The 21,320-nt window shown below is 72.7% G+C and carries 18 protein-coding genes; 6 read left to right on the forward strand and 12 right to left on the reverse strand.

Going from position 1 to position 21,320, the window contains the following annotated elements; all coding sequences use genetic code 11:
* From guaB to ACGFSH_RS09350, 3 genes are all read right to left on the reverse strand, one after another.
* Positions 1 to 1,503, reverse strand: coding sequence for an IMP dehydrogenase (guaB, locus tag ACGFSH_RS09340; protein WP_393346546.1), 1,503 nt, complete (start codon positions 1,501 to 1,503; stop codon positions 1 to 3).
* 165 nt (positions 1,504 to 1,668) lie between these two features.
* The gene (locus ACGFSH_RS09345; protein WP_329412790.1) at positions 1,669 to 2,256 is read right to left on the reverse strand and encodes a sigma-70 family RNA polymerase sigma factor; all 588 of its coding nucleotides are present in this window, start codon (positions 2,254 to 2,256) and stop codon (positions 1,669 to 1,671) included.
* A gap of 415 nt (positions 2,257 to 2,671) precedes the next feature.
* Positions 2,672 to 3,283: a response regulator transcription factor gene (locus tag ACGFSH_RS09350; RefSeq protein WP_003948568.1), complete on the reverse strand. Its 612-nt coding sequence runs from the start codon at positions 3,281 to 3,283 to the stop codon at positions 2,672 to 2,674.
* A 380-nt stretch (positions 3,284 to 3,663) separates the two neighbouring features.
* Between ACGFSH_RS09350 and ACGFSH_RS09355 the strand changes: the two genes are divergently transcribed.
* Positions 3,664 to 3,993 (forward strand): WhiB family transcriptional regulator, encoded by a 330-nt coding sequence (locus ACGFSH_RS09355; protein WP_200727482.1) that lies wholly within the window; start codon positions 3,664 to 3,666, stop codon positions 3,991 to 3,993.
* 180 nt (positions 3,994 to 4,173) lie between these two features.
* Here ACGFSH_RS09355 and ACGFSH_RS09360 read toward each other — a convergent pair whose 3' ends face one another.
* The gene (locus ACGFSH_RS09360) at positions 4,174 to 5,094 is read right to left on the reverse strand and encodes a LysR family transcriptional regulator (protein ID WP_393346548.1); all 921 of its coding nucleotides are present in this window, start codon (positions 5,092 to 5,094) and stop codon (positions 4,174 to 4,176) included.
* Between the two features lie 80 nt (positions 5,095 to 5,174).
* On the opposite strand from ACGFSH_RS09360, the gene ACGFSH_RS09365 reads away from it, so the two are divergent.
* The 3 genes from ACGFSH_RS09365 (at position 5,175) to ACGFSH_RS09375 (ending at position 7,509) form a co-directional block, all read left to right on the forward strand.
* Positions 5,175 to 5,843: an MOSC domain-containing protein gene (locus tag ACGFSH_RS09365; protein ID WP_393346550.1), complete on the forward strand. Its 669-nt coding sequence runs from the start codon at positions 5,175 to 5,177 to the stop codon at positions 5,841 to 5,843.
* Positions 5,844 to 5,939: 96 nt separating this feature from the next.
* On the forward strand, positions 5,940 to 6,713 hold the full coding sequence (locus ACGFSH_RS09370; protein ID WP_393346552.1) for an SDR family NAD(P)-dependent oxidoreductase: 774 nt from the start codon (positions 5,940 to 5,942) through the stop codon (positions 6,711 to 6,713).
* Between the two features lie 88 nt (positions 6,714 to 6,801).
* The gene (locus tag ACGFSH_RS09375) at positions 6,802 to 7,509 is read left to right on the forward strand and encodes an ester cyclase (RefSeq protein ID WP_393346554.1); all 708 of its coding nucleotides are present in this window, start codon (positions 6,802 to 6,804) and stop codon (positions 7,507 to 7,509) included.
* 402 nt (positions 7,510 to 7,911) lie between these two features.
* On the opposite strand, the gene groL is transcribed toward ACGFSH_RS09375, so the two are convergent.
* The 4 genes from groL to ACGFSH_RS09395 form a co-directional block, all read right to left on the reverse strand.
* Positions 7,912 to 9,537, reverse strand: coding sequence for a chaperonin GroEL (groL, locus tag ACGFSH_RS09380; RefSeq protein WP_393346555.1), 1,626 nt, complete (start codon positions 9,535 to 9,537; stop codon positions 7,912 to 7,914).
* Positions 9,538 to 9,649: 112 nt separating this feature from the next.
* Positions 9,650 to 9,958: a co-chaperone GroES gene (gene groES, locus ACGFSH_RS09385; protein ID WP_020132158.1), complete on the reverse strand. Its 309-nt coding sequence runs from the start codon at positions 9,956 to 9,958 to the stop codon at positions 9,650 to 9,652.
* 241 nt (positions 9,959 to 10,199) lie between these two features.
* Positions 10,200 to 10,997, reverse strand: a complete 798-nt coding sequence (locus ACGFSH_RS09390) for a polysaccharide deacetylase family protein (protein ID WP_393346557.1) — start codon at positions 10,995 to 10,997, stop codon at positions 10,200 to 10,202.
* A complete protein-coding gene (locus tag ACGFSH_RS09395) occupies positions 10,994 to 11,989 on the reverse strand; it encodes a polysaccharide deacetylase family protein (protein WP_393346559.1) in 996 nt (331 codons plus the stop codon). The genes ACGFSH_RS09390 and ACGFSH_RS09395 overlap by 4 nt, the downstream gene beginning before the upstream one ends.
* Before the next feature lie 158 nt (positions 11,990 to 12,147).
* Here ACGFSH_RS09395 and ACGFSH_RS09400 point away from each other — a divergent pair, with 158 nt between their 5' ends.
* Positions 12,148 to 13,347 (forward strand): methyltransferase domain-containing protein, encoded by a 1,200-nt coding sequence (locus tag ACGFSH_RS09400; protein WP_393346561.1) that lies wholly within the window; start codon positions 12,148 to 12,150, stop codon positions 13,345 to 13,347.
* On the opposite strand, the gene ACGFSH_RS09405 is transcribed toward ACGFSH_RS09400, so the two are convergent.
* The 4 genes from ACGFSH_RS09405 to ACGFSH_RS09420 all read right to left on the reverse strand — a co-directional run bounded on the left by ACGFSH_RS09405 (position 13,325) and on the right by ACGFSH_RS09420 (position 18,835).
* Positions 13,325 to 15,352, reverse strand: coding sequence for a cell wall-binding repeat-containing protein (locus tag ACGFSH_RS09405; protein WP_393346563.1), 2,028 nt, complete (start codon positions 15,350 to 15,352; stop codon positions 13,325 to 13,327). The genes ACGFSH_RS09400 and ACGFSH_RS09405 overlap by 23 nt on opposite strands.
* Before the next feature lie 259 nt (positions 15,353 to 15,611).
* Positions 15,612 to 16,955, reverse strand: a complete 1,344-nt coding sequence (locus ACGFSH_RS09410; RefSeq protein ID WP_393346565.1) for an RNA polymerase sigma factor — start codon at positions 16,953 to 16,955, stop codon at positions 15,612 to 15,614.
* 44 nt (positions 16,956 to 16,999) lie between these two features.
* Positions 17,000 to 17,356, reverse strand: coding sequence for a YciI family protein (locus ACGFSH_RS09415; protein ID WP_393346566.1), 357 nt, complete (start codon positions 17,354 to 17,356; stop codon positions 17,000 to 17,002).
* 420 nt (positions 17,357 to 17,776) lie between these two features.
* Positions 17,777 to 18,835, reverse strand: coding sequence for a LacI family DNA-binding transcriptional regulator (locus tag ACGFSH_RS09420; RefSeq protein ID WP_393346568.1), 1,059 nt, complete (start codon positions 18,833 to 18,835; stop codon positions 17,777 to 17,779).
* A 170-nt stretch (positions 18,836 to 19,005) separates the two neighbouring features.
* Between ACGFSH_RS09420 and ACGFSH_RS09425 the strand changes: the two genes are divergently transcribed.
* Positions 19,006 to 21,315: a glycoside hydrolase family 3 N-terminal domain-containing protein gene (locus ACGFSH_RS09425; RefSeq protein ID WP_393346570.1), complete on the forward strand. Its 2,310-nt coding sequence runs from the start codon at positions 19,006 to 19,008 to the stop codon at positions 21,313 to 21,315.
* Positions 21,316 to 21,320: the final 5 nt, after the last annotated feature.

The raw sequence follows: 21,320 nt of genomic DNA on the forward strand, positions 1-21,320 counted from the left end.
CTACTTGCTGCTGTAGTTCGGCGCCTCGACCGTCATCTGGATGTCGTGCGGGTGGCTCTCCTTGAGGCCGGCGGAGGTGATCCGCACGAAGCGGCCCTTGCTCTCCATCTCCTGGATGGTGGCGGCGCCCACGTAGCCCATGGTCTGGCGCAGACCGCCGACGAGCTGGTGCAGGACGTTGCCGAGCGGGCCGCGGTAGGGCACCTGGCCCTCGATGCCCTCGGGCACGAGCTTGTCGTCGGCCGCGACCTCCGCCTGGAAGTAGCGGTCCTTGGAGTACGACCTGGCCTGGCCGCGCGACTGCATGGCGCCCAGCGAGCCCATGCCGCGGTACGACTTGAACTGCTTGCCGTTGATGAACTGCAACTCGCCCGGCGACTCCTCGCAGCCCGCGAGGAGGCTGCCCAGCATCACCGTGTCGGCGCCGGCGGCGAGCGCCTTGCCGATGTCGCCGGAGTACTGAAGGCCGCCGTCGCCGATCAGCGGGATGCCCGCCGGACGGGCCGCGAGGGAGGCCTCGTAGATCGCGGTGACCTGCGGGACGCCGATGCCGGCGACCACGCGCGTGGTGCAGATCGAGCCGGGCCCGACGCCGACCTTGATGCCGTCCACGCCCGCGTCGATCAGGGCCTGGGCGCCGTCACGGGTGGCGACGTTGCCGCCGATCACGTCGACGCGCACACTCGACTTGATCTTCGACATCCAGCTGAGGGCGTTGCTGTTGTGGCCGTGCGAGGTGTCGACGACCAGGAAGTCCACGCCCGCCTCGGCGAGGGCCTGAGCGCGCTCCAGCGCCTCGGGGCTGGCGCCGACGGCCGCGCCGACGAGCAGCCTGCCCTCGGCGTCCTTGGCGGCCAGGGGGTACTTCTCGGCCTTGACGAAGTCCTTGACGGTGATGAGGCCCTTGAGGGCGCCCGCCTCGTCGACCAGGGGAAGCTTCTCGATCTTGTGGCGGCGCAGCAGCTCCATGGCCTCGACGCCGGAGATGCCCACCTTGCCGGTGACCAGCGGCATCGGCGTCATGACCTCGCGCACCTGGCGCGAACGGTCGGTCTCGAAGGCCATGTCGCGGTTGGTGACGATGCCGAGCAGCTTGCCGCCGCCGTCGGTGACCGGCACGCCGCTGATGCGGAACTTGGCGCACAGGGCGTCGGCCTCGGCCAGCGTCGCGTCGGGGTGCACCGTGATCGGGTCGGTGACCATGCCGGACTCGGAGCGCTTCACGAGGTCGACCTGGTTGACCTGGTCCTCGATGGACAGGTTGCGGTGCAGCACGCCGACACCGCCCTGGCGGGCCATCGCGATGGCCATGCGGGACTCGGTCACCTTGTCCATCGCCGCCGACAGCAGCGGGATGTTGACCCGGACGTTGCGGGAGATGCGGGACGAGGTGTCGACCGCGTTGGGGAGCACCTCGGATGCGCCCGGCAGCAGCAGCACGTCGTCGTAGGTGAGCCCGAGGGTCGCGAATTTGGCGGGCACTCCGTCGACGTTGGCAGTCATGACACCTTCCCCAAATGGCCTTGATCGGTGCGGATGTCCATGCTAACGGGAAGCGCACCGCCCGAATTCCACGGTCGCGTGCGAGTGCGGGCTTCGTATGTTCGTACGGGAGCGGCAGCCGGGCCGTTCAGCGGACGCGTTCACGGGCGCGGCCACGGGGGTGCGTCACTGCTCGGCGAGCGCCCGCAGTCTGCTGAGGGCCCGGTGCTGGGCCACGCGGACCGCTCCGGGTGACATTCCCAACATCTGGCCGGTCTCCTCGGCGGTGAGCCCCACGGCGATGCGCAGCAGGAGCAGTTCGCGCTGGTTCTCGGGCAGGTTGGCCATGAGCTTCTTCGCCCATTCGGCGTCGCTGCTGAGGAGGGCGCGCTCCTCGGGGCCGAGCGAGTCGTCGGGCCGTTCGGGCATCTCGTCGGACGGGACCGCCGTCGAGCCCGGATGGCGCATCGCGGCCCGCTGGAGGTCCGCGACCTTGTGGGCGGCGATGGCGAAGACGAAGGCCTCGAAGGGCCTGCCGGTGTCCCGGTAGCGGGGCAGAGCGAGCAGGACCGCGACGCAGACCTCCTGGGCGAGGTCCTCCACGAAGTGACGGGCGTCGCCGGGAAGCCGGGACAACCGGGTGCGGCAGTAGCGCAGCGCGAGCGGGTGGACGTGGGCCAGCAGGTCGTGCGTGGCCTGCTCGTCGCCGTCCACAGCGCGATGGACGAGGCCTCCGATCGTCCCCACGGCAGTGACCGCCTCGTCGTCGCGCATCGGTCCATGGTGCACTGCGGCCGGACCGGCCGCGGCACCGTGCCCGTCGTTGTGCACCGAAGCGTTATGAGCAGGTGCGCCGGCACTCATCCCCTGCGCCCTCCCCTTCCGCTCGACCGACTCGTCCCCGAGGAACTCCACACCTCAAGGATGCGGCATCCGCGGCGAAACGAGCAGCGGGCGGGCGCCGGGACCCGGTGCCGCTCCCGTCCGCCGTGTGCCGCCGGGAGCTCTCGGCGGGCCCGGGAACCGCCTCTGAGCAGGGAGGTTCGCCCATCAGCCCGCTCTCCTCGATGAATGACCGATGTCACCCCGAACCGGTGCGATCCGCCGGACGGCCCAGGCCCGCCCCGCCCCGGAACACTCCGGGGCCGCGGGCGACGGCACGGCCGACGGCTCCTGCGCCCGGTCCGTCCTAGCGGACGAGTCCCCAGCGGAATCCGAGCGCCACCGCGTGCGCCCGGTCCGAGGCGCCGAGCTTCTTGAACAGCCGTCGGGCGTGCGTCTTGACCGTGTCCTCGGAGAGGAACAGCTCACGGCCGATCTCCGCGTTGGAGCGGCCGTGGCTCATGCCTTCGAGCACCTGGATCTCCCGCGCGGTGAGCGTGGGGGCCGCGCCCATCTCGGCCGACCGCAGCCGGCGCGGGGCGAGCCGCCAGGTCGGGTCGGCGAGCGCCTGGGTGACGGTCGCGCGCAGCTCCGCCCGCGAGGCGTCCTTGTGCAGATAGCCCCGGGCGCCGGCGGCGACCGCGAGGGCGACGCCGTCGAGGTCCTCGGCGACGGTCAGCATGATGATGCGCGCCCCGGGGTCGGCGGACAGCAGCCGCCGTACGGTCTCGACGCCGCCCAGTCCGGGCATGCGCACGTCCATCAGAATCAGGTCCGAGCGGTCGGCGCCCCAGCGGCGGAGCACCTCCTCGCCGTTGGCCGCCGTCGTCACGCGCTCGACGCCGGGCACGGTCGCGACCGCGCGGCGAAGCGCCTCTCGGGCAAGCGGGGAGTCGTCGCAGACGAGGACGGAAGTCATGGCCGCCCTCCGCAGCTGATGCGCGTCACCTTGTGCCTCCAGGCTGGTACGAATCGTCACCTGTGCGGTCGACCGTCTCGGACGCCTGCCCGAGCGTTTTGTGTTTCCAACCGCCACCGCACTCTCAACGACGGTCACTCGAAAGAGTTACGGGGCCGCGTGCATTCTTCGGCACTCTACGTGAGGGGCCGGACACAGAGGAGTCAGCCACACGGACCCTCAAGCTTTCATCACAACCAGTGCCCCATTCGGCCCTATTTCTTCCCTTTTGCTGGTGTCTGAGGCTAGATTCGCAATGAGTCATATTTTCATCTCCTTAGATCGTAGTTGTACGGTCGTGGGCACCGTATCCGCTCAGAACGGCTACAAGGGGTCACGCAATGGCAGATTTCTCCCGCCTTCCCGGACCGAACGCGGATCTGTGGGACTGGCAGCTCCTGGCTGCCTGCCGCGGAGTGGACAGTTCGCTCTTCTTCCATCCGGAGGGTGAGCGCGGGGCGGCTCGGAGCGCTCGAGAGAACTCGGCCAAGGAGGTCTGCATGAGGTGCCCGGTCCGCGCGCAGTGCGCGGCGCATGCTCTGGCGGTGCGCGAGCCGTACGGGGTGTGGGGCGGGTTGACCGAGGACGAGCGCGAAGAGCTCATGGGGCGGGCGCGCAACCGCCTGGTGTCGGCGTCGTCAGGCGCGGGAGACACCGCATCGAACACATGAAGGAACGTTTCTGCGAAAGCGACCGGAGGAAAGCCGGCCGCACGCGACCCGGAACCGGGTGATCGGAGGGCACACGCGCGTGTCCTCCGTTTTTTCCGTGCCACGACGTGCCGTGCCACGACGTGCCGTGGCTTGCGTGACGTGGCTTGCGTGGCGTGACTTGCGAGCCGTGGCGGGGTGTCAGCGCAGGGCCGCGCGCCCCAGCTGCTCCAGCGTGGCCGTCACCGCCGGCACGTGGGCAAGGTCCGGCAGGGTGAGCGCGACGATCTCCCGCCGCACCGCCGGTTCCAGCGCCACCGCGCGGGCGCCGCGGGGCCGCACCGACTCGACGGCGAGGCCGGGCAGGACGGCGACGCCCAGACCGGCGCCCACCAGGCCGACGACCGCCGGATAGTCGTCGGTCGCGAAGTCGATGCGGGGCGTGAAGCCCGCGCGCTCGCACACCTGCACCAACTGGCCCCGGCACCGCGGGCAGCCGGCGATCCACGGCTCGTCGGCGAGGTCGTCGATGGAGACGGAGGCGACGCGCGCGAGGCGGTGCCGCTCGGGCACGAGCGCGACCAGGCGGTCCGTCAGCAACGGGCGCACGACCAGGTCGTCCCACTCGCCCTCGGCGGAGCCGGCCAGGGAGCCGTCGCCCGTGGCGCGCTCGTAACGGAACGCGAGGGCGATGTCGCAGTCGCCCTCCCGGAGCAGCTCGACCGAGCGCGGCGGTTCGGCCTCCTCCAGGGAGACCCGGGTGCCGGGATGGGCGGCGCGCAGCGCGGCGAGGGCGGTGGGCACGAGGGTGGAGCTGCCGCTCGGGAAGGAGACCAGCCTGACCCGGCCCGCGCGCAGTCCCGCGATGGCGGCGACCTCCTCCTCGGCGGCCGTCAGTCCGGACAGGATCCCGACCGCGTGCCGGACGAGGGCCTCGCCCGCCTGCGTGAGCCGTGTCTCGCGGCCGCTGCGGACCAGCAGCGGCGTGCCCACGGACGCCTCCAGGGCCTTCATCTGCTGGCTGACGGCGGGCTGGGTGCAGCCCAGCTCGCGCCCGGCCGCGGAGAAGGAGCCGGTGGCGGCCACGGCGCGCAGCACACGGAGATGACGGGCCTCGATCATCCGTCGAGCATAAGGGACCCTTGGGTGACCGCGCGAATACTGCGTCGACACTTTGACGTCGGATCGCCTACCGTGCCGTCATGAGGCTTCTGTCTGTGAATCTGGGCCGCCCCGAGGCCGTCGCGTACACCAGCCAGCCGCAGGGGCTGACCGGCATCGACAAGCGGCCGGTCGAAGGGCCCGTGCGGGTCTCGGCGCCCGGGCCGAAGGGGGTCGGCGGCAGCGGGCTGGCCGGGGACGCGGTGTGCGAGCTGCGTCATCACGGCGGCGACGACCAGGCGGTGTACGCCTTCGCCCGCGAGGACCTGGACGAGTGGGAGCGCGAGCTGGGGCGCACGCTGGGCAACGGCGCGTTCGGCGAGAACCTCACCACGCGCGGGCTCGACGTGTCGGGCGCGAGGATCGGCGAGCGCTGGCGGATCGGCTCCGACGTCGTGCTGGAGGTCAGCGCCGGGCGGATACCGTGCCTCACCTTCCAGGGCCACCTGGGCGAGAGGCAATGGGTGAAGCGGTTCACGCGCAAGGCGGCGACGGGGGCATACCTGCGGGTGATCGCGCCGGGTGAGATCCGCGCCGGGGACGCGGTGGAGATCGTCCACCTGCCGGACCACGACGTGACGGCCCGGATGCAGTTCCAGGCCGTCACCACGCACCGGGAGTTGCTGCCCCGGCTGCTCGCGGCCGGCGCGGCCCTGCATCCGGAGTCGCTGGCCGCGGCGCGGAAGTACGCGGCCGAGCACGGCGGCTGAGCCGCCCTCACAGGTTGGGCGCACACGCGGTCTTCACCTTCGGGAGGCCGCGTGCAGAGGGCGGGGGCCGGGCCCGCGGGTCACTAACCTTGCGCCATGACAACGGCTCTCATCACGGGTTCGACCGCGGGCATCGGCGCCGCGTTCGCCCGCAGACTGGCGGCGGACGGGCATGATCTCGTCCTCGTGGCGCGGGACACCAAGCGGCTGCGCGAGCAGGCGACCGAGTTGCACGACCGGCACGGCGTCGAGGCGGAGGTGCTGACCGCCGACCTCGCCACGGACCAGGGCATCGAGGCGGTGGCCGCCCGCCTCGGGGAGCGCAGGAAGCCTGTCGACCTGCTGGTCAACAACGCCGGCTTCGGCAACAAGGGGCGCTACCTCGATGTGTCCATGGCCGACGAGCTGAAGATGCTCAAGGTGCACTGCGAGGCCGTGCTGCGGCTGACGTCCGCGGCGACGGCGGCGATGCGCGAGCGCGGGCGCGGCGGGGTGGTCAACGTGGCGTCCGTGGCGGCCTTCGTGCCGCGCGGGACGTACGGGGCGTCCAAGGCGTGGGTCGTGCAGTTCACGCAGGGCGTGGCGAAGGACCTCGCGGGCAGCGGGGTGCGGCTGATGGCGCTGTGCCCGGGTTTCGTGCGCACGGAGTTCCACGAGCGGGCCGGGATGGGCACGGACAACATCCCGGGCTGGATGTGGCTGGACGCGGACAAGCTGGTCGCGGCGGCGCTGGACGACCTCGCGCGCGGGAAGTCCCTGTCGATCCCTGACCCGCGCTACAAGGTGCTGATGGGTCTGGCGAAGGTGGCCCCGCGGTCCCTGCTGGGCGGGATCAGCTCGAGGACGGGCCGCAAGTACGGCCCGCAGTGACGCCCGCGGCGGTCGACGGGTGACGTGGTCGCTCCGGTGGGAAAATGGGCGGGACGGGACCGGACCCAGGGGGGCCGGAGGCGGCGTCATGACGTTCGTACAGCTCATCGACTGCAGGACCAGCCGGTTCGACGAGATGGACCGGCTGATGGACATGTGGGTCGAACAGACCCGGGGGAAGCGGACCGCGACGCACGCGGTCGTCGCCAAGGACCGTTCCGACGAGTCGCACTTCATCGAGATCGTGGAGTTCCCGTCGTACGAGGAGGCGATGCGCAACTCCAACCTCCCCGAGACGGGAAAGGTCTTCCAGGAGCTGGTCGCCCTGTGCGACGAGATGCCGACGTTCACGGATCTCGACGTCGTGCGGGACGAGCAGCTGTACGCGCGGACGGCACGGCTGTTCTTCGAGACGATCGGCACGCGGGGCGGGTTGCCCCCGCTCGACGGGCTGATCGCCGAGGAGTACCACGACCACGATCCCGCCAACCCGCAGGACACCATGGGGATGGACGCGATGCGGCGGGAGATCGAAGGGTGGCGCACCGGCTTCGACTTCGCCTTCGTGCTCGACGACCAGATCGCCCAGGACGACCGGGTGTGCAACCGCTGGACCTGGCGCGGCCGCCACAAGGGCGACTTCATGGGGATCCCGGCCACCGGCAGGGACGTCACGATGACCGGGACGACGGTCTTCCGCTGCCGTGAGGACGGAAAGATCGTCGAGGGCTGGTGGCAGTACGACCGGCTCGGCCTGATGGACCAGCTGGGTGCACTGGACGCGCTGGAGACCTGAGACCCAGGTCCGCCGAGACCGCCCGCGAAGGAGGAAGTCCCCGTTCCGTCAAGGGAACGGGGACTTCTTCGGGCACGAGCACCCCCCGTGTCAGCGGCAGATCCCGCACGCCGAAGGACGACGGCTCCTGACTGCTCGCCGCCGACGACGGTGAGACCGCGGCGTACCGGTCGGGCGGCTTCTGCGCGGGCCCTCGTGACCTTCGAGATTCCGACGGCTTCGGAGGCCGCCAAGGTTCAGTTCACCATGAACAGCGGATTCGCGAACAACACGGGGCAATGGGTCGTCCCGCGCTGACAACGGCGAGGGACGGGCTCGGCCCACTCGCCCCCCACACGCCGAAGCCCGGCGCCCCGTCGAACGGGGGGCCGGGCTTCGGTTGGTGCCGGGGGCTGACCTGGGTCAGTGGGAGTGGCCGTGGGAGTGGCCGCCGGCGGCCGGCTCCTCCTCTTCCTTCTTCTCGACGACGAGGGTCTCGGTCGTCAGGAGGAGGGAGGCGATGGAGGCGGCGTTCTCCAGGGCGGAGCGGGTCACCTTGACCGGGTCGATGACGCCGGCCTTGACGAGGTCGCCGTACTCGCCGGTGGCGGCGTTGAAGCCCTGGCCCTTGTCCAGCTCGGCCACCTTGGCGGTGATGACGTAGCCCTCGAGGCCCGCGTTCTCGGCGATCCAGCGCAGCGGCTCGACGACGGCGCGGCGGACGACGGCGACACCGGTCGCCTCGTCGCCGGTCTTGCCCAGGCCGCCCTCCAGCACCTTGGCGGCGTGGACGAGAGCGGAACCGCCACCGGAGACGATGCCCTCCTCGACCGCGGCGCGGGTCGCGGAGATGGCGTCCTCCAGGCGGTGCTTCTTCTCCTTCAGCTCCACCTCGGTGGCGGCGCCGACCTTGATCACGCACACGCCGCCGGCCAGCTTCGCGAGGCGCTCCTGGAGCTTCTCGCGGTCCCAGTCGGAGTCGGTGTTCTCGATCTCCGCCTTGATCTGGGCGATGCGGCCCACGACGTCCTCGGAGTTGCCGCCGCCGTCGACGATGGTGGTGTCGTCCTTGGTGACGGTGACGCGGCGCGCGGAGCCGAGCACGTCGATGCCGACCTGGTCGAGCTTGAGGCCGACCTCTTCGGAGATGACGGTGGCGCCGGTGAGGACGGCCATGTCCTGGAGCATCGCCTTGCGACGGTCGCCGAAGCCGGGGGCCTTGACCGCGACCGCGTTGAAGGTGCCGCGGATCTTGTTGACGACGAGGGTGGAGAGCGCCTCGCCCTCCAGGTCCTCGGCGATGATCAGCAGCGGCTTGGAGGAGTTGGTCTGGATGACCTTTTCCAGCAGCGGCAGCAGGTCGGCGATCGAGGAGATCTTGCCCTGGTTGATGAGGATGTAGGGGTCCTCGAGGACGGCCTCCATGCGCTCCTGGTCCGTCACGAAGTACGGCGACAGGTAGCCCTTGTCGAAGGCCATGCCCTCGGTGAAGTCCAGCTCCAGACCGAAGGTGTTGGACTCCTCGACGGTGATGACGCCGTCCTTGCCGACCTTGTCCATGGCCTCGGCGATCAGCTCGCCGACCTGCTGGTCCTGGGCGGACAGCGCGGCGACGGCGGCGATGTCGGACTTCTCGTCGATCGGCCGGGCGGTGGCCAGGAGGTCCTCGGAGATCGCCTTGACGGCGGCGTCGATGCCCTTCTTCAGGGCGGCCGGGGATGCGCCGGCGGCGACGTTCCTGAGGCCCTCGCGCACGAGCGCCTGCGCGAGCACGGTGGCGGTGGTCGTACCGTCGCCCGCGATGTCGTTGGTCTTGGTCGCCACCTCCTTCACCAGCTGGGCGCCGAGGTTCTCGTACGGGTCCTCGATCTCCACCTCACGGGCGATGGTGACGCCGTCGTTGGTGATGGTCGGTGCGCCGAACTTCTTGTCGATGACGACGTTGCGGCCCTTGGGGCCGATCGTCACCTTGACGGTGTCGGCAAGCTTGTTGACGCCGCGCTCAAGGGCGCGACGGGCGTCCTCGTCGAACTTCAGGATCTTCGCCATGGGAGCGGTTCAGCCCTCTCGGAAAGCGTGGGAGAAACGAACTGCGCCCCCAGCGCCCGGCTGCATGGAGTAGCGGGGGCCAGGGGCGCAGTTCACTGCAAAACTGGGTGAATTACTTCTCGATGATCGCGAGGACGTCGCGAGCCGAGAGGACGAGGTACTCCTCGCCGTTGTACTTCACCTCGGTGCCGCCGTACTTGCTGTACAGGACGACGTCGCCGACCTTGACGTCGAGCGGCAGGCGCTCGCCGTTCTCGAAGCGACCCGGACCGACCGCGAGGACGGCGCCCTCCTGGGGCTTCTCCTTCGCGGTGTCCGGGATGACCAGGCCAGAGGCGGTGGTCTGCTCGGCGTCGAGCGGCTGGACCACGATGCGGTCCTCGAGCGGCTTGATGGCAACCTTGGAGCTGGTGGTCGTCACGATCCGACCTCCCCCTTCGGAGATCTCACGGGGTTAACTGTCTGAGGTGGCGACCAGGTGGATCCGTCGTCGCGGGTGCCGGACCTGCCCGTCGCTGTGTTGGCACTCTCCAGTGGTGAGTGCCAGAGCCGAGACTATGACCGCGATTAGCACTCGGTCAAGCGGAGTGCCAATGGTGGCGGCGCGTCGGCGGGATTTCGGTCGGGCGTGAGGTCGTCGCCGGCCGGTGACGGGGGCGCGCTCAGAGGTAGTCCTCCAGGCGGGCCACCGTCAGGTCCTGCTCCTGGACCTGACGCAGGAGCCGGGTCGTGCGGTCGCGCAGGGACGGTCCCGGCGACTCGTCCGGGGCGACGGCGATGACGTCGCCGGGGCCGAGGCGGTGGGGGCCGTGGGAGTAGGAGAGACCCGTGGGGCCCATGGCGGCCCGCCACAGGACGAGCGCGGCGATGCCGCAGTCGGCGGCGGCGCGCCGGGTGGTGGCGTCGTAGGCGCCGTAGGGCGGACGGAGGAGGCGCGGGCGCAGGCCGAACCGGGCACGCAGCTTGTCCTGCTGGCCGCAGATCTCGGCGCGCTGGCCGGAGTACGGCAGACCGCGCAGGGCCGGGTGGTCGAGCGTGTGGTTCTGGATGCTCGCGCCGACCGACTGGAGCCGGGCGAAGTGCGCGTACCCCGGGCCGACCACGCTGTCGGTGAGGAACATGCTCACCGGCAGGCGCAGTTCGCGGACCATGTCGACGAAGCGCGGGTCGCGCTCGGCGCCGTCGTCGTAGGTCAGGAAGACGACCCGGTCGGGGGTGGGGACGTGGTCGAGGACCGGCGGCAGGGCCGTTCCCGGGCTGCCGGGCAGGGCGCGGGCGGGGTGGGCCGGCGCGGCGGCCGGCGGAGCCGTCAGGCCCCAGCTGCGGTAGGGGGCCGGGGCGGGCTCGTGCACCCGGCCGGCGGCCTTTCTGCCCAGTCGCTCGATCGGGTCGACGGACTGGGCGCAGCCGGTCAGGGCCGCCAGGATCAGCGCGACGGCCGTCAGCGCGCGCGCCCTCACAGGTAGTCCTCCAGCCGGGCCACCGCGTAGCCCTTCGCCGTGACCTTGTCCAGGAAGCGGCGGACCATGTCGGGCATCGTGCCCTTCCAGTCGCCGCGGCCGCGGAAGTGGGTGAGGACGATGTCGCCGGGGTGCAGGTCCTGGTCCTCCTCGCGGTACTCCCAGTGGTCGACGAAGACCTCCTCGTCCCACAGCGGGGCGTAGCGCACGCCGCAGGACTTCGCCGCCCGCAGGGTGTCCCGGTTGTAGTCGCCGTACGGCGGCCTGAGGTACGCGGGGCGCTCGCCGTACTGCCTGCGCATCACCTCCTGCATGCCGCAGATCTCGTGCTTCTGGCGGGCGTAGGAGAGGCCGGGCAGGTAGAGGTGGTGGAGGGTGTGGTTGTTCAGGCTCACCCCCAGGTCGCGCATCTTCTTGAAGTAGCCGTAGTCGTCCTTGATCAGGTAGTCGCTGAGGAAGGCGGTGTACGGGACCTTCAGCTCGTTCATCATGCGCAGGAACGCCGGGTCCTTCTCGGCGCCGTCGTCGACGGTGAGGAAGACGACCTTGTCGTCGGTCGGGATCGAGGTGAAGACCGGCGGCAGGCCGAGCTCCTCGTGGTCGTCGACCTCGAAGCCCTTGCGGGTGGTGATCTCCGGCTTGCGGGCGGGCGGCGGCGGGGGCGTCAGCGGGACCTTGCGCAGCCCCCAGTGCCGCGCCGCGGCGACCCTGGCCCGCTGGGCGGCGCGGAGCCGGCCGGCGTACGCGTGCAGGGCGCGGGCGGGCGGCGCCTGCGGCGGCGCGGCCTTCCGGGCCTGCTGGCCGGGGGCGGGGCGGATCGCGCCGCCGGCGCCCCCGCCCGTGCAGCCGGACGCCAGAGCGGACAGCGCGAGGACGAGGAGCGCGCCCCGGATTCCGGTACGGCCGCGCTCCCGCCGGACTCCCGTACGTCCACACCGGCGCGGCCTCTGAGAACAACCGCGGTTGTCATCATCTTGTACGACAGGTCCCATGGCGCCGGATCCTCGCAGTCGCCGTCCGGGAACCCGGACCGACACCGCCGCACGACGCCCACCGTCCACCGACTGGCCCACAGGGGCCGCCGGCCGTGCCCCGCCCGGCGCCTGAACCCCGTGACCGGCGGGGCGGGCCCTTGGCCGACAATGGCGGGGTGAACGACCTCGCTCCGCTGCTCACCGCCGAAGGCCAGGCCCTCCTCGACGCGGTGCGCGGCATCGCGCCCGCCGACGAACTCGCCGTCGCCACCCGGCTGCGCCGCGAGCACCCCGCCGCCCTGGTGTCGGCGGCCATCGGCCAGGCCGGGCTGCGCCGGCGGGCGGCCGTGAAGTTCGGGGCCGAGGACGCGGACCGCATGTTCTTCACGGCGAACGGCGTGGAGCAGTCGACGCGGGCCTCCGTCGCCGGCTACCGGGCCGCGCGGATGCGGGCGCTCGGCGTGGCCAGCGTCGCCGACCTGTGCTGCGGGATCGGCGGCGACGCGATCGCGTTCGCCCGCGCCGGGATCCGGGTGCTGGCCGTGGACCGGGACCCGGTCACCGCCCAGGCGGCGCGGTTCAACGCCGAGGCGCTGGGGCTGGGCGAGCTGATCGAGGTGCGCGAGGCGGACGTCACCGAGGTGGACACCGGCGGCTGTGACGCCGTGTTCGTCGACCCCGCGCGCCGGGGCGGACGCGGACGCGTCTTCGACCCCGAGGCCTACTCGCCGCCGCTGTCCTGGGCGGTCGGAGCCGCCCTCGCCGCGCCCCGCGCCGCCCTGAAGATCGCGCCCGGCGTACCGCACGAGGCGATCCCGGCCGAGGCCGAGGCCGAGTGGATCTCGGACGGCGGAGACGTGAAGGAGGCGGTGCTGTGGTTCGGCGCCGGCGAGCCCGGAGCCGTACGGGCCACCCTGCTGCCGGGGCCGCGCACGCTGCTCGGCGGCGGTCTGCCCGACCCGCGCGTGCGGCCGGTCGGCAGGTACCTGTACGAGCCCGACGGCGCGGTGGTCCGCGCCCATCTGGTCGCCGACGTGGCCCGGGAGGTCGGCGGCGGGCTGATCGACGAGACCATCGCCTACGTCACCGCCGACGCCCTGCTCCCCACCCCGTACGCCACCGCCTACGAGATCACCGACCGGCTTCCCTTCAACGTCAAGAAGCTGAAGGCTCTGCTGCGGGAGCGCGGGGTCGGGATCCTGACCGTGAAGAAGCGGGGCTCGGCGGTCGAGCCGGAGGAGCTGCGCCGCAAGGTGCTCTCCAAGGACCGCGGGCCGCACTCGGCGACGGTCTTCCTGACCCGCGTGGCGGGGGCGCCGACGATGCTCGTCGGCGCCCCCGCCGGGCCGGCCGCTACTGCCGGTGGAGCGTCCTGAGCGACGCCAGGTCCGGCCGCGCGCCGGCCGGCCCTGGGCGCGGCGCCGCAGCGGCGGGTCCCCCGGCGGCCCGGCCGCCGTCGACCGCCTGCGCGAGGGCGCTCTGCCCCGCGCGCGGCGGGATGACGCCGTCGTAGTACGGGCTGTACTCGAAGTACCTGCCGCCCGCGCTGATCGCGGCGCCCACCGTGTTCAGCTCCGTTCCCGTGACCCCGCCGGTCGGGCCGAAGGCCGCCGTGAAGTCCACGCTCGCCGCCTCCCGCCGCAGGTAGCCTCCGATCTCGCTCGACAGGGCGGGCCGGGCCGTCCACAGCAGGGGCCCGAACACGTTCATCGCCGCTGCCGCGGAGACCCCGTCGCGCCAGGCGCCGGTGTGGGCGAGGGCCGTCTGACCGGGCGCCGCCCACCAGAACTTCGCGATGGCCACCGAGATCGCCGCGTCCGTGCCGCCCGTGATCGGGTAGTACGAGTACGTCGACGGCCACCGCGAATAACTCCCGTGGAGAAGCGCGTACTCGGCCGCCGCACCCACCGTGATGATCGCGGTCCGGTCCGGGTTCAAGCTGTTGAGGTACGCCTTCACCGGCGCGGTGAGGGTCTTGCCGTTGGTGAGCACGACGCCGCCGGCGGCGTTCGCGCCGTCCGCGCCGGCCGCCGAGGCCGCCGACAGGGCCGCCCGGTACTCGGAACCGCCGGCCAGGAACACGTACTTCGGGCTCGGGGCGATGGCCTTCGCCACGGCCACCGAGGTCGCGTAGCGGTCCGCGCCGGACAGCCGCTTCACCGCGTAGCCGAGCGTCTTCAGCTGGGTGGCGACCGGACCGTTGAGGACGGCGGTGCCGCCCACCAGGTACACGGTCGAACCTGGCCGCACCGCCCGCTTCAGCTCCCGCCTGACGGGCGCGGACAGCCCGGTCTTCGGGGTCATCAGCACCGGCCCCCGCTTCTTGCCGGCCAGGGCGGGCGCGGTGAGGGCGTACGCCGGGTCGTCCCGGTTGACGAGCACCGCGGACTTGGCGTTCATCAGGCCCGGCACGTTCTGGCCCACGGTGTTCCAGGTCCAGCGGGAGGACGCGATGTTGGTGGAGTAGGCGTCGGCGCCCCAGACGCGGCCGACGCCGTTCTTGCGCAGCGGCTGCCAGCTGGGGTTGCTGCCCGCCGCCCGGTCCCCGACCCTGGTCAGCTCGCCGGTGGACAGGTCGACGTACTCCGTGGTGTGCACGTCGTCGGCCTGCGTCGAGGTGTGGGCGTCGAAGACGATGCGGGCGCCGGTCGGCGACCAGGACGGGTTGGCGAACCGCCGGGGCCCGCTGGTGCGCTGCCGGACGTCGGTGCCGTCGGCGTTCGCGGTGAAGATCTGCGGCGCGCCGTCGACCTTGCGCACGAAGGCCAGTCGGGTGCCGTCGGGCGAGTAGGCGGGCTGTCCGGCGTCGGTCAGGACGCGCTGGACGGTCCTGGCCGCCGGGTCGTAGACGAAGACGCCCCCGTGGTCGCGGCAGCCCTGGGCGCCGCGCTCGAACGCGACCTGGCCCTGCGGGTTCACCGTCGGGTCGGTGTCGCAGACGCCGGCCGGCTCCAGGCTCTCCGGCAGCAGCGGGCCGGGCGCCCCCGAGCCGTCGGAGAGGCCGTAGGCGAGCTGGCCGCCGCTGGAGAAGACGATGTAGCGGCCGCCCCACCAGAACGTCAGGTCCTGGTAGGACGGGGTCGTGCGCATGCCCTGCGCCGGTGGCAGCGCGAGCTTGTCGGAGCCGTCGGGGCGGACGCTGCGCCAGGCGGAGACGATGCGGCTGCCGTCCGGCGCCCAGGCGGCGTGGGCTCCCACGTTCGGGACGTGGAGCACCGTGCCGGTGGTCGGATTGGTCAGGGTGCCGCCGTCGGTCAGGACGGCTCCCTCGGTTCCGGGCCACGGCCCGGCGTCGTCTGCGGCGGCGCCCGGCGCGGTGGCCAGCGACCCCATCGCGGCGAGCACCGCAGCGGTGGCGAGCGCCGCGGCACGGCGGCGCATGAACGATCTCAAGTTGTGGACCCCCCGGTCACATGTCGTCAGAAGCGCGCGCGAGCGGGCGGGGCCGGCGTCCCGGAAAGTCCCCCGGTCCGGGGCCGACCGCACAGCCCTCTCACAGCGGCCTCGCCACAGTAGCGCTCAACTGCCCTGAGAGAGAACAGAGTTACGAGTGAACGGATGGTCAAGCGCCGTTCCCGCCCCGGGCCGTTCCCCGCTCCCGCCCCGGGAAGTCACTGCCCCTTCCCCGGGCGGTCCGCCGCTACCGGCCCCGGCAGTCCGCCGCCCGCGTCAGCAGCAGGTCCCGCTCGCGTTCGTTGGCCGTCAGCCCCGCCGCGCGCTCGAACTCGGCCGCGGCCTCCGCCGGGCGGCCCAGACGCAGCAGCAGGTCGCCGCGGACGCTGGGCAGGAGGTGGTACCCGCTCAGGGACGGCTCGCCGGCGAGGCCGTCGACGATCTCCAGTGCGGGCGCCGGTCCGTCGGCCATCGACACGGCCACGGCACGGTTGAGCTCGACGACCGGGGACGGGGCGCGGGCGGCCAGCAGGCCGTACAGGGTGGCGATGGCCGCCCAGTCGGTGTCCTCGTAGGCCGGGGCGTGCGCGTGACAGGCGGCCACGGCGGCCTGGAGAGCGTAGGGGCCGGGGGCCCGGCCGGACTGCGCGGCGCCGGCCCGTTCCAGGGCGGCGACGCCCCGGGCGAGGAGCCTCCTGTCCCAGCGGCGGCGGTCCTGGTCCCGCAGCAGGACGGGCGAGCCGTCGGGGGCCGTACGTGCGGGGGCGCGGGACGCCTGGAACTCCAGGAGCGCGGCCAGCGCGTGGACCTCGGGCTCCTTCGGCATCAGGGCCGCCAGCTGCCGGGCCAGCCGCAGCGCGTCCTCGCACAGCGCCGGGCGCAGCCAGTCGTCGCCGGCGGTGGCCGCGTACCCCTCGTTGAAGATCAGGTAGATCACGTCCAGGACCGAGCCGAGCCGGGCCTCGCGGTCGGGGCCGTACGGCACCTCGAAGGCGACGTTCCTGGTGGCCAGGGTCTTCTTCGCGCGGACGATGCGCTGGGCCACGGTCGGCTCGGGGACCAGGAAGGCGCGGGCGATCTCGGGCGTGCTCAGGCCGCCGAGCAGTCGCAGCGTGAGGGCGGTGCGGGCCTCTGCGGACAGCACCGGGTGGCAGGCGGTGAAGACGAGCCTGAGCAGGTCGTCGTCGATGTCGTCGGGATCCGCGGGCTCCTCGGGCAGGGCGGTCGCGGCGGGCAGGTCGCGGCCGATCTCCTGGAGCTTGCGGGCGTAGTTCTCGCGGCGGCGGACCAGGTCGACGGCGCGGTGGCGGGCGGCCGCCGTGAGCCAGGCCCCGGGCTTGTCCGGCACACCGTCGCGCGGCCACTGCTCCAGTGCCGCCACCAGCGCGTCCTGGGCCAGCTCCTCGGCGATCCCCACGTCCCGCACGACGCGGGCGACGGCCGCGACCACGCGCGGATACTCCAGACGGAACACGGTCTCGATGGCGCCCCGGGGGTCGGGGGCGGGGGCGTGGTGCGGGGCGGTCCGAGGTCCCTGGGGCGCGCTGCGGTCCGGGGCGGGCGGGGGGTTCGAGGAGGGCTGTGGGTCCACAGCCCCCCATCGAACACCCGCCGGGCGTCCGGGCCAAGGAAGGCTCAGCCCTCGGCGATCTCCCGCACCTCGCAGGTCACGGTCCAGAAGTCCTCGTGGACCTTGAGGAAGCGCTTGGTCCACTCGACGGCCTCGGCCCGGTCCTTGCACTGCATGATCGCGTAGCCGCCGACGGCCTCCTTGGTCTCCGTGAAGGGTCCGTCGGTGACGGAGATCCTGCCTCCCTCGTAGCGCACGCGGACGCCCTGCTCGGTCGGGGTCAGCCCGGCGGTCTCCAGCATCACGCCGGCCTTGGTGATCTCCTCGATCAGCTCGCCCATGCGCTGCATCAGCTCGGGGCTGGGGCCCTCCGCGGGCGCGCTGTTCTCGTCGATCCGCACGAGCGACAGGTAGCGGGGCATGGTGACTCCTCGGGTCCGGTGGGCCGGGTCCTTCCCGGCCTCTCACCCCTGCGTCGAACGGAAGCGGGCCGGATCGACACCCGTCCCGGATCCTTTTTCCGACGGGTTCGGCGACGACTTCCCCGAGACTTCCCCGATGCGCTCGGGGCCGGCTCACGGGCCCGGGCGACAGCCCTTTCAGGCTCCGGCCGAGTGCGGTCCACCAGAGGATCTTCTGCGGGTGCTTCCGAAAGTTTCGGTCGGTCAACCGATTGACTGCGGAGGAGGGTGGGGGTGGGCGCCACACCCGTTCGATACGTGCAGTTCCGGCCGCACCCCACGCTCGGCCCTCAGTCGGCCCTCCTCCGCGCGCACTCCGCCCCGGTCCGGCCCTCCCGGGGCCCGGCCCTGCGTCCCCGACGCCCTCGCCCGGCCCCCGGTCTACCCGGCCGGCGGCGCGCCGGTGCTGGTGCGCACCACCAGGCTGGTCGCCAGCTCCACCCGGGTCGCCGCCGGCGCCTCCCGCGACGTCGACCGGGCCAGTTCGAGGACCAGCCGGGCGGCCGCCTCGGCCATCTCCGTCAGGGGCTGGCGCACGGTCGTCAGCGGCGGGCCCACCCAGCGGGCCACCGGCAGATCGTCGAAGCCGACCACGCTGACGTCCTCCGGGATGCGCAGCCCCAGCTCACGCGCGGCCTCGTAGAAGCCGAGGGCCTGGAGGTCGTTGCCCGCGAAGACGGCGGTGGGCCGGTCGGGGCGGTCGAGGAGCTCGCGGCCGAGGCGGTAGCCGGTTTCGTGATGGAAGTCGCCGGTCTTGATCAGCGCCTGGTCCACCGGCAGCCCGGCCGTCTCCAGGGCGGCCCGGTAGCCGTCGATGCGGGCCCGGCTGCACATCATCTGCGACGGTCCGGTGATCGCTCCGATCCGCCGGTGCCCCAGCTCGACCAGGTGGCGGGTGGCGGCGAGACCGCCCTGCCAGTTCGTCGCCCCGATGGACGGCACGTCGGCCCCCGGGTCGCCCGCCGGGTCCATCACCACGAACGGGATGGACCGGCTGGTCAGCAGCGCCCGCTGGGACTCGTCCAGCCCGGACAGCACCAGCACGACGCCGTAGGGGCGGCGGGCGGCGACCTGGTCGGCCCAGGTCCGCCCGGGCGTGAGCCGTCCAGCGCTCTCGCTCAGCACCACGCTCAGCCCGGCGTCCCGCGCCACGTTCTCCACGCCCCGGATGACCTCCATCGCCCAGGCGCTCTCGAGTTCGTGGAAGACCACGTCGATCAGGGGCGAGCGGGTCGCCTCGGCCCGGCGGCGCCGGTAGCCGTGGGCGCGCAGCAGTTCCTCGACGCGGGTGCGGGTGCCGGGAGCGACGTCCGCCCGGCCGTTGAGGACCTTCGAAACAGTCGGTGCCGATACGCCGGCCTCACGGGCGATCTCCGCGAGGGTCGCGGTCTGCGTCGGCCGCGCTTCTGTCCGCGTTTCCGCGGGCTCCGAGGGTGTCATGGCGGCGATCGTATCGCCACGCGACCTCTTGACGAACCTGGTAGGACGCCATAGGTTCCCGGAACATTCGAAGTACAGCTCGAAACATTCGTACAAGCTTATACGAGCTGGTACAGGATCCCCGGATTCGCTGGCCCTCTGGTGGCTCACCGACCTCTGACAGGAGTTTCATGACCACCGCCCCCTGGCGTGACCCCGCCCTGCCCGCCGCCGCCCGCGTGGACGACCTCCTCTCCCGGATGACCCTGGAGGAGAAGACCGCCCAGCTGTACGGCGTGTGGGTGGGCGCCGCGACGGACGGCGACGGAGTCGCCCCCCACCAGCACGACATGATCGCCGATCCCGCCGAGGACTACGACGAGCTGATCGCCCGCGGGCTCGGCCAGCTGACCCGTTCCTTCGGCACCGCGCCCGTGGAGCCCGGCCTCGGCGCCCGCGCCCTGGCCCAGGCCCAGCGGCAGATCGCGGCCGCGGGACGCTTCGGCATCCCGGCGGTCGCGCACGAGGAGTGCCTGGCGGGCTTCACCGCCTGGCGGGCCACCGCCTATCCGGTGCCGCTGGCCTGGGGCGCCGCCTTCGACCCGCCGCTCGTGGAGGAGATGGGCCGCGCGATCGGCCGCGATCTGCGCGCGGTGGGTGTCCACCAGGGGCTGGCCCCCGTCCTGGACGTCGTCCGCGACCCGCGCTGGGGACGGGTCGAGGAGACGATCGGCGAGGATCCGTACCTGGTGGGCACGGTCGGCACGGCCTATGTGCGCGGCCTCGAATCGGCCGGGGTGGTCGCCACTCTCAAGCACTTCGCCGGATACGCCTCCTCGGCCGGGGCCCGCAACCTGGCCCCGGTGCGGGCGGGCACCCGGGAGTTCGCGGACGTGACGCTGCCGCCCTTCGAGATGGCACTGCGCGAGGGCGGCGCCCGCTCGGTGATGGCGGCCTACACCGAACGCGACGGCGTCCCGGCCTCCGCCGACCCCGAACTGCTGACCCGGCTGCTGCGGGAGGAGTGGGGCTTCACCGGCACGGTCGTCGCCGACTACTTCGGCATCGGCTTCCTCCAGACCCTGCACCGGGTGGCCGGCACCGACGCGCAGACCGCCGCCCTCGCCCTGAACGCCGGCATCGACGTCGAACTGCCCACGGTGAAGTACTACGGCTCCTCGCTGGTCGCGGCCGTCCGCGCGGGCGAGGTGGCGGAGGAGCTGGTGGACCGGGCGGCCCGCCGGGTGCTCGTCCAGAAGTGCGAGCTGGGCCTGCTCGACGAGGACTGGCGGCCCGAGACCTCCGAGTCGGTCGACCTCGACCCGACCGGGAACCGGGTGCTGGCCCGCCGGCTGGCCGAGGAGTCGGTGGTCCTGCTGGACAACCCCGACGCGCTGCTTCCGCTCGCCCCCGACACCCGGGTCGCGGTGATCGGGCCGCGGGCGGCGGACGCGCTGGCGATGCTCGGCTGCTACTCGTTCCCCTCCCATGTCCTGCCGCACCACCCCGGGGTGGAGACGGGCATCGAGATCCCGACCCTGCTGGAGTCGCTGCGGAGCGAACTGCCGGACGCGAAGGTGACGTTCACCGAGGGCTGCGGGGTCTCCGACCCGGACCCGTCCGGCTTCACCGAGGCCATCGCGCGCGCGGCGGAGGCGGACGTGTGCGTGGCCGTCCTCGGCGACCGCGCGGGCCTCTTCGGCCGGGGCACCTCGGGCGAGGGCTGCGACGTGGCCGACCTCAGCCTGCCGGGCGTCCAGGGCGAGCTGCTGGACGCGCTGGTGGCCACGGGCGTCCCGGTCGTCCTCGTCCTGCTCACCGGCCGCCCCTACGCGCTGGGCCGCTGGCACGGGCGGCTCGGTGCGGTCGTGCAGGCGTTCTTCCCGGGTGAGGAGGGCGGCCCCGCGGTGGCGGGCGTGCTGTCGGGCCGGGTGAACCCCTCGGGCCGCCTCCCGGTGAGCGTGCCGCGCGTGCCGGGCGGCCAGCCCTGGACGTACCTCCAGCCGCCGCTGGGTCTGGCGGGCGAGGTCAGCAGCCTGGACCCGACCCCGCTGTACGCCTTCGGCCACGGGCGCGCGTACACGGAGTTCGCCTGGGAGGACTTCACCGGCGCCGAGGCCGAGATCGGGACCGACGGCTCCTGCGAGGCCGCCGTGACCGTCCGCAACACCGGCGGCCGGGCGGGCACGGAGGTCGTGCAGCTGTACCTGCACGACCCGGTGGCGAGCGTGACGCGTCCCGACGTCCGGCTGATCGGCTACCGCCGGCTGGAGCTGGCGGCGGGCGACTCGGCGCGGGTCGTGTTCCGCTTCCACGCCGACCTGTCGGCGTTCACCGACCGCGACGGCCGGCGGATCGTCGAACCCGGGGAGCTGGAACTGCGGCTGGCGGCCTCCAGCGCGGACGTGCGCGAGGTGGCCCGGGTGCGGCTGACCGGGCCGGTGCGCGAGGTCGGCGTGGAGCGGCGGCTGCACTGCGACGTGGAGGTCGTGCCCGCCTGAGACAC

Source organism: Streptomyces sp. NPDC048481, from assembly GCF_043200075.1.
Classification (GTDB): Bacteria; Actinomycetota; Actinomycetes; order Streptomycetales; family Streptomycetaceae; genus Streptomyces.

Bases quoted from the DNA above. Each gene is read 5' to 3' on its own strand.
- ACGFSH_RS09420 (WP_393346568.1), bottom strand. From the start codon at position 18,835: ATGACACCCTCGGAGCCCGCGGAAACGCGGACAGAAGCGCGGCCGACG.
- ACGFSH_RS09365 (WP_393346550.1), top strand. From the start codon at position 5,175: ATGAGGCTTCTGTCTGTGAATCTGGGCCGCCCCGAGGCCGTCGCGTAC.
- ACGFSH_RS09345 (WP_329412790.1), bottom strand. From the start codon at position 2,256: ATGCGCGACGACGAGGCGGTCACTGCCGTGGGGACGATCGGAGGCCTC.
- guaB (WP_393346546.1), bottom strand. From the start codon at position 1,503: ATGACTGCCAACGTCGACGGAGTGCCCGCCAAATTCGCGACCCTCGGG.
- ACGFSH_RS09425 (WP_393346570.1), top strand. From the start codon at position 19,006: ATGACCACCGCCCCCTGGCGTGACCCCGCCCTGCCCGCCGCCGCCCGC.
- ACGFSH_RS09350 (WP_003948568.1), bottom strand. From the start codon at position 3,283: ATGACTTCCGTCCTCGTCTGCGACGACTCCCCGCTTGCCCGAGAGGCG.
- ACGFSH_RS09405 (WP_393346563.1), bottom strand. From the start codon at position 15,352: ATGCGCCGCCGTGCCGCGGCGCTCGCCACCGCTGCGGTGCTCGCCGCG.
- ACGFSH_RS09415 (WP_393346566.1), bottom strand. From the start codon at position 17,356: ATGCCCCGCTACCTGTCGCTCGTGCGGATCGACGAGAACAGCGCGCCC.
- ACGFSH_RS09395 (WP_393346559.1), bottom strand. From the start codon at position 11,989: ATGGGACCTGTCGTACAAGATGATGACAACCGCGGTTGTTCTCAGAGG.
- ACGFSH_RS09360 (WP_393346548.1), bottom strand. From the start codon at position 5,094: ATGATCGAGGCCCGTCATCTCCGTGTGCTGCGCGCCGTGGCCGCCACC.
- ACGFSH_RS09355 (WP_200727482.1), top strand. From the start codon at position 3,664: ATGGCAGATTTCTCCCGCCTTCCCGGACCGAACGCGGATCTGTGGGAC.
- groL (WP_393346555.1), bottom strand. From the start codon at position 9,537: ATGGCGAAGATCCTGAAGTTCGACGAGGACGCCCGTCGCGCCCTTGAG.
- ACGFSH_RS09375 (WP_393346554.1), top strand. From the start codon at position 6,802: ATGACGTTCGTACAGCTCATCGACTGCAGGACCAGCCGGTTCGACGAG.
- ACGFSH_RS09370 (WP_393346552.1), top strand. From the start codon at position 5,940: ATGACAACGGCTCTCATCACGGGTTCGACCGCGGGCATCGGCGCCGCG.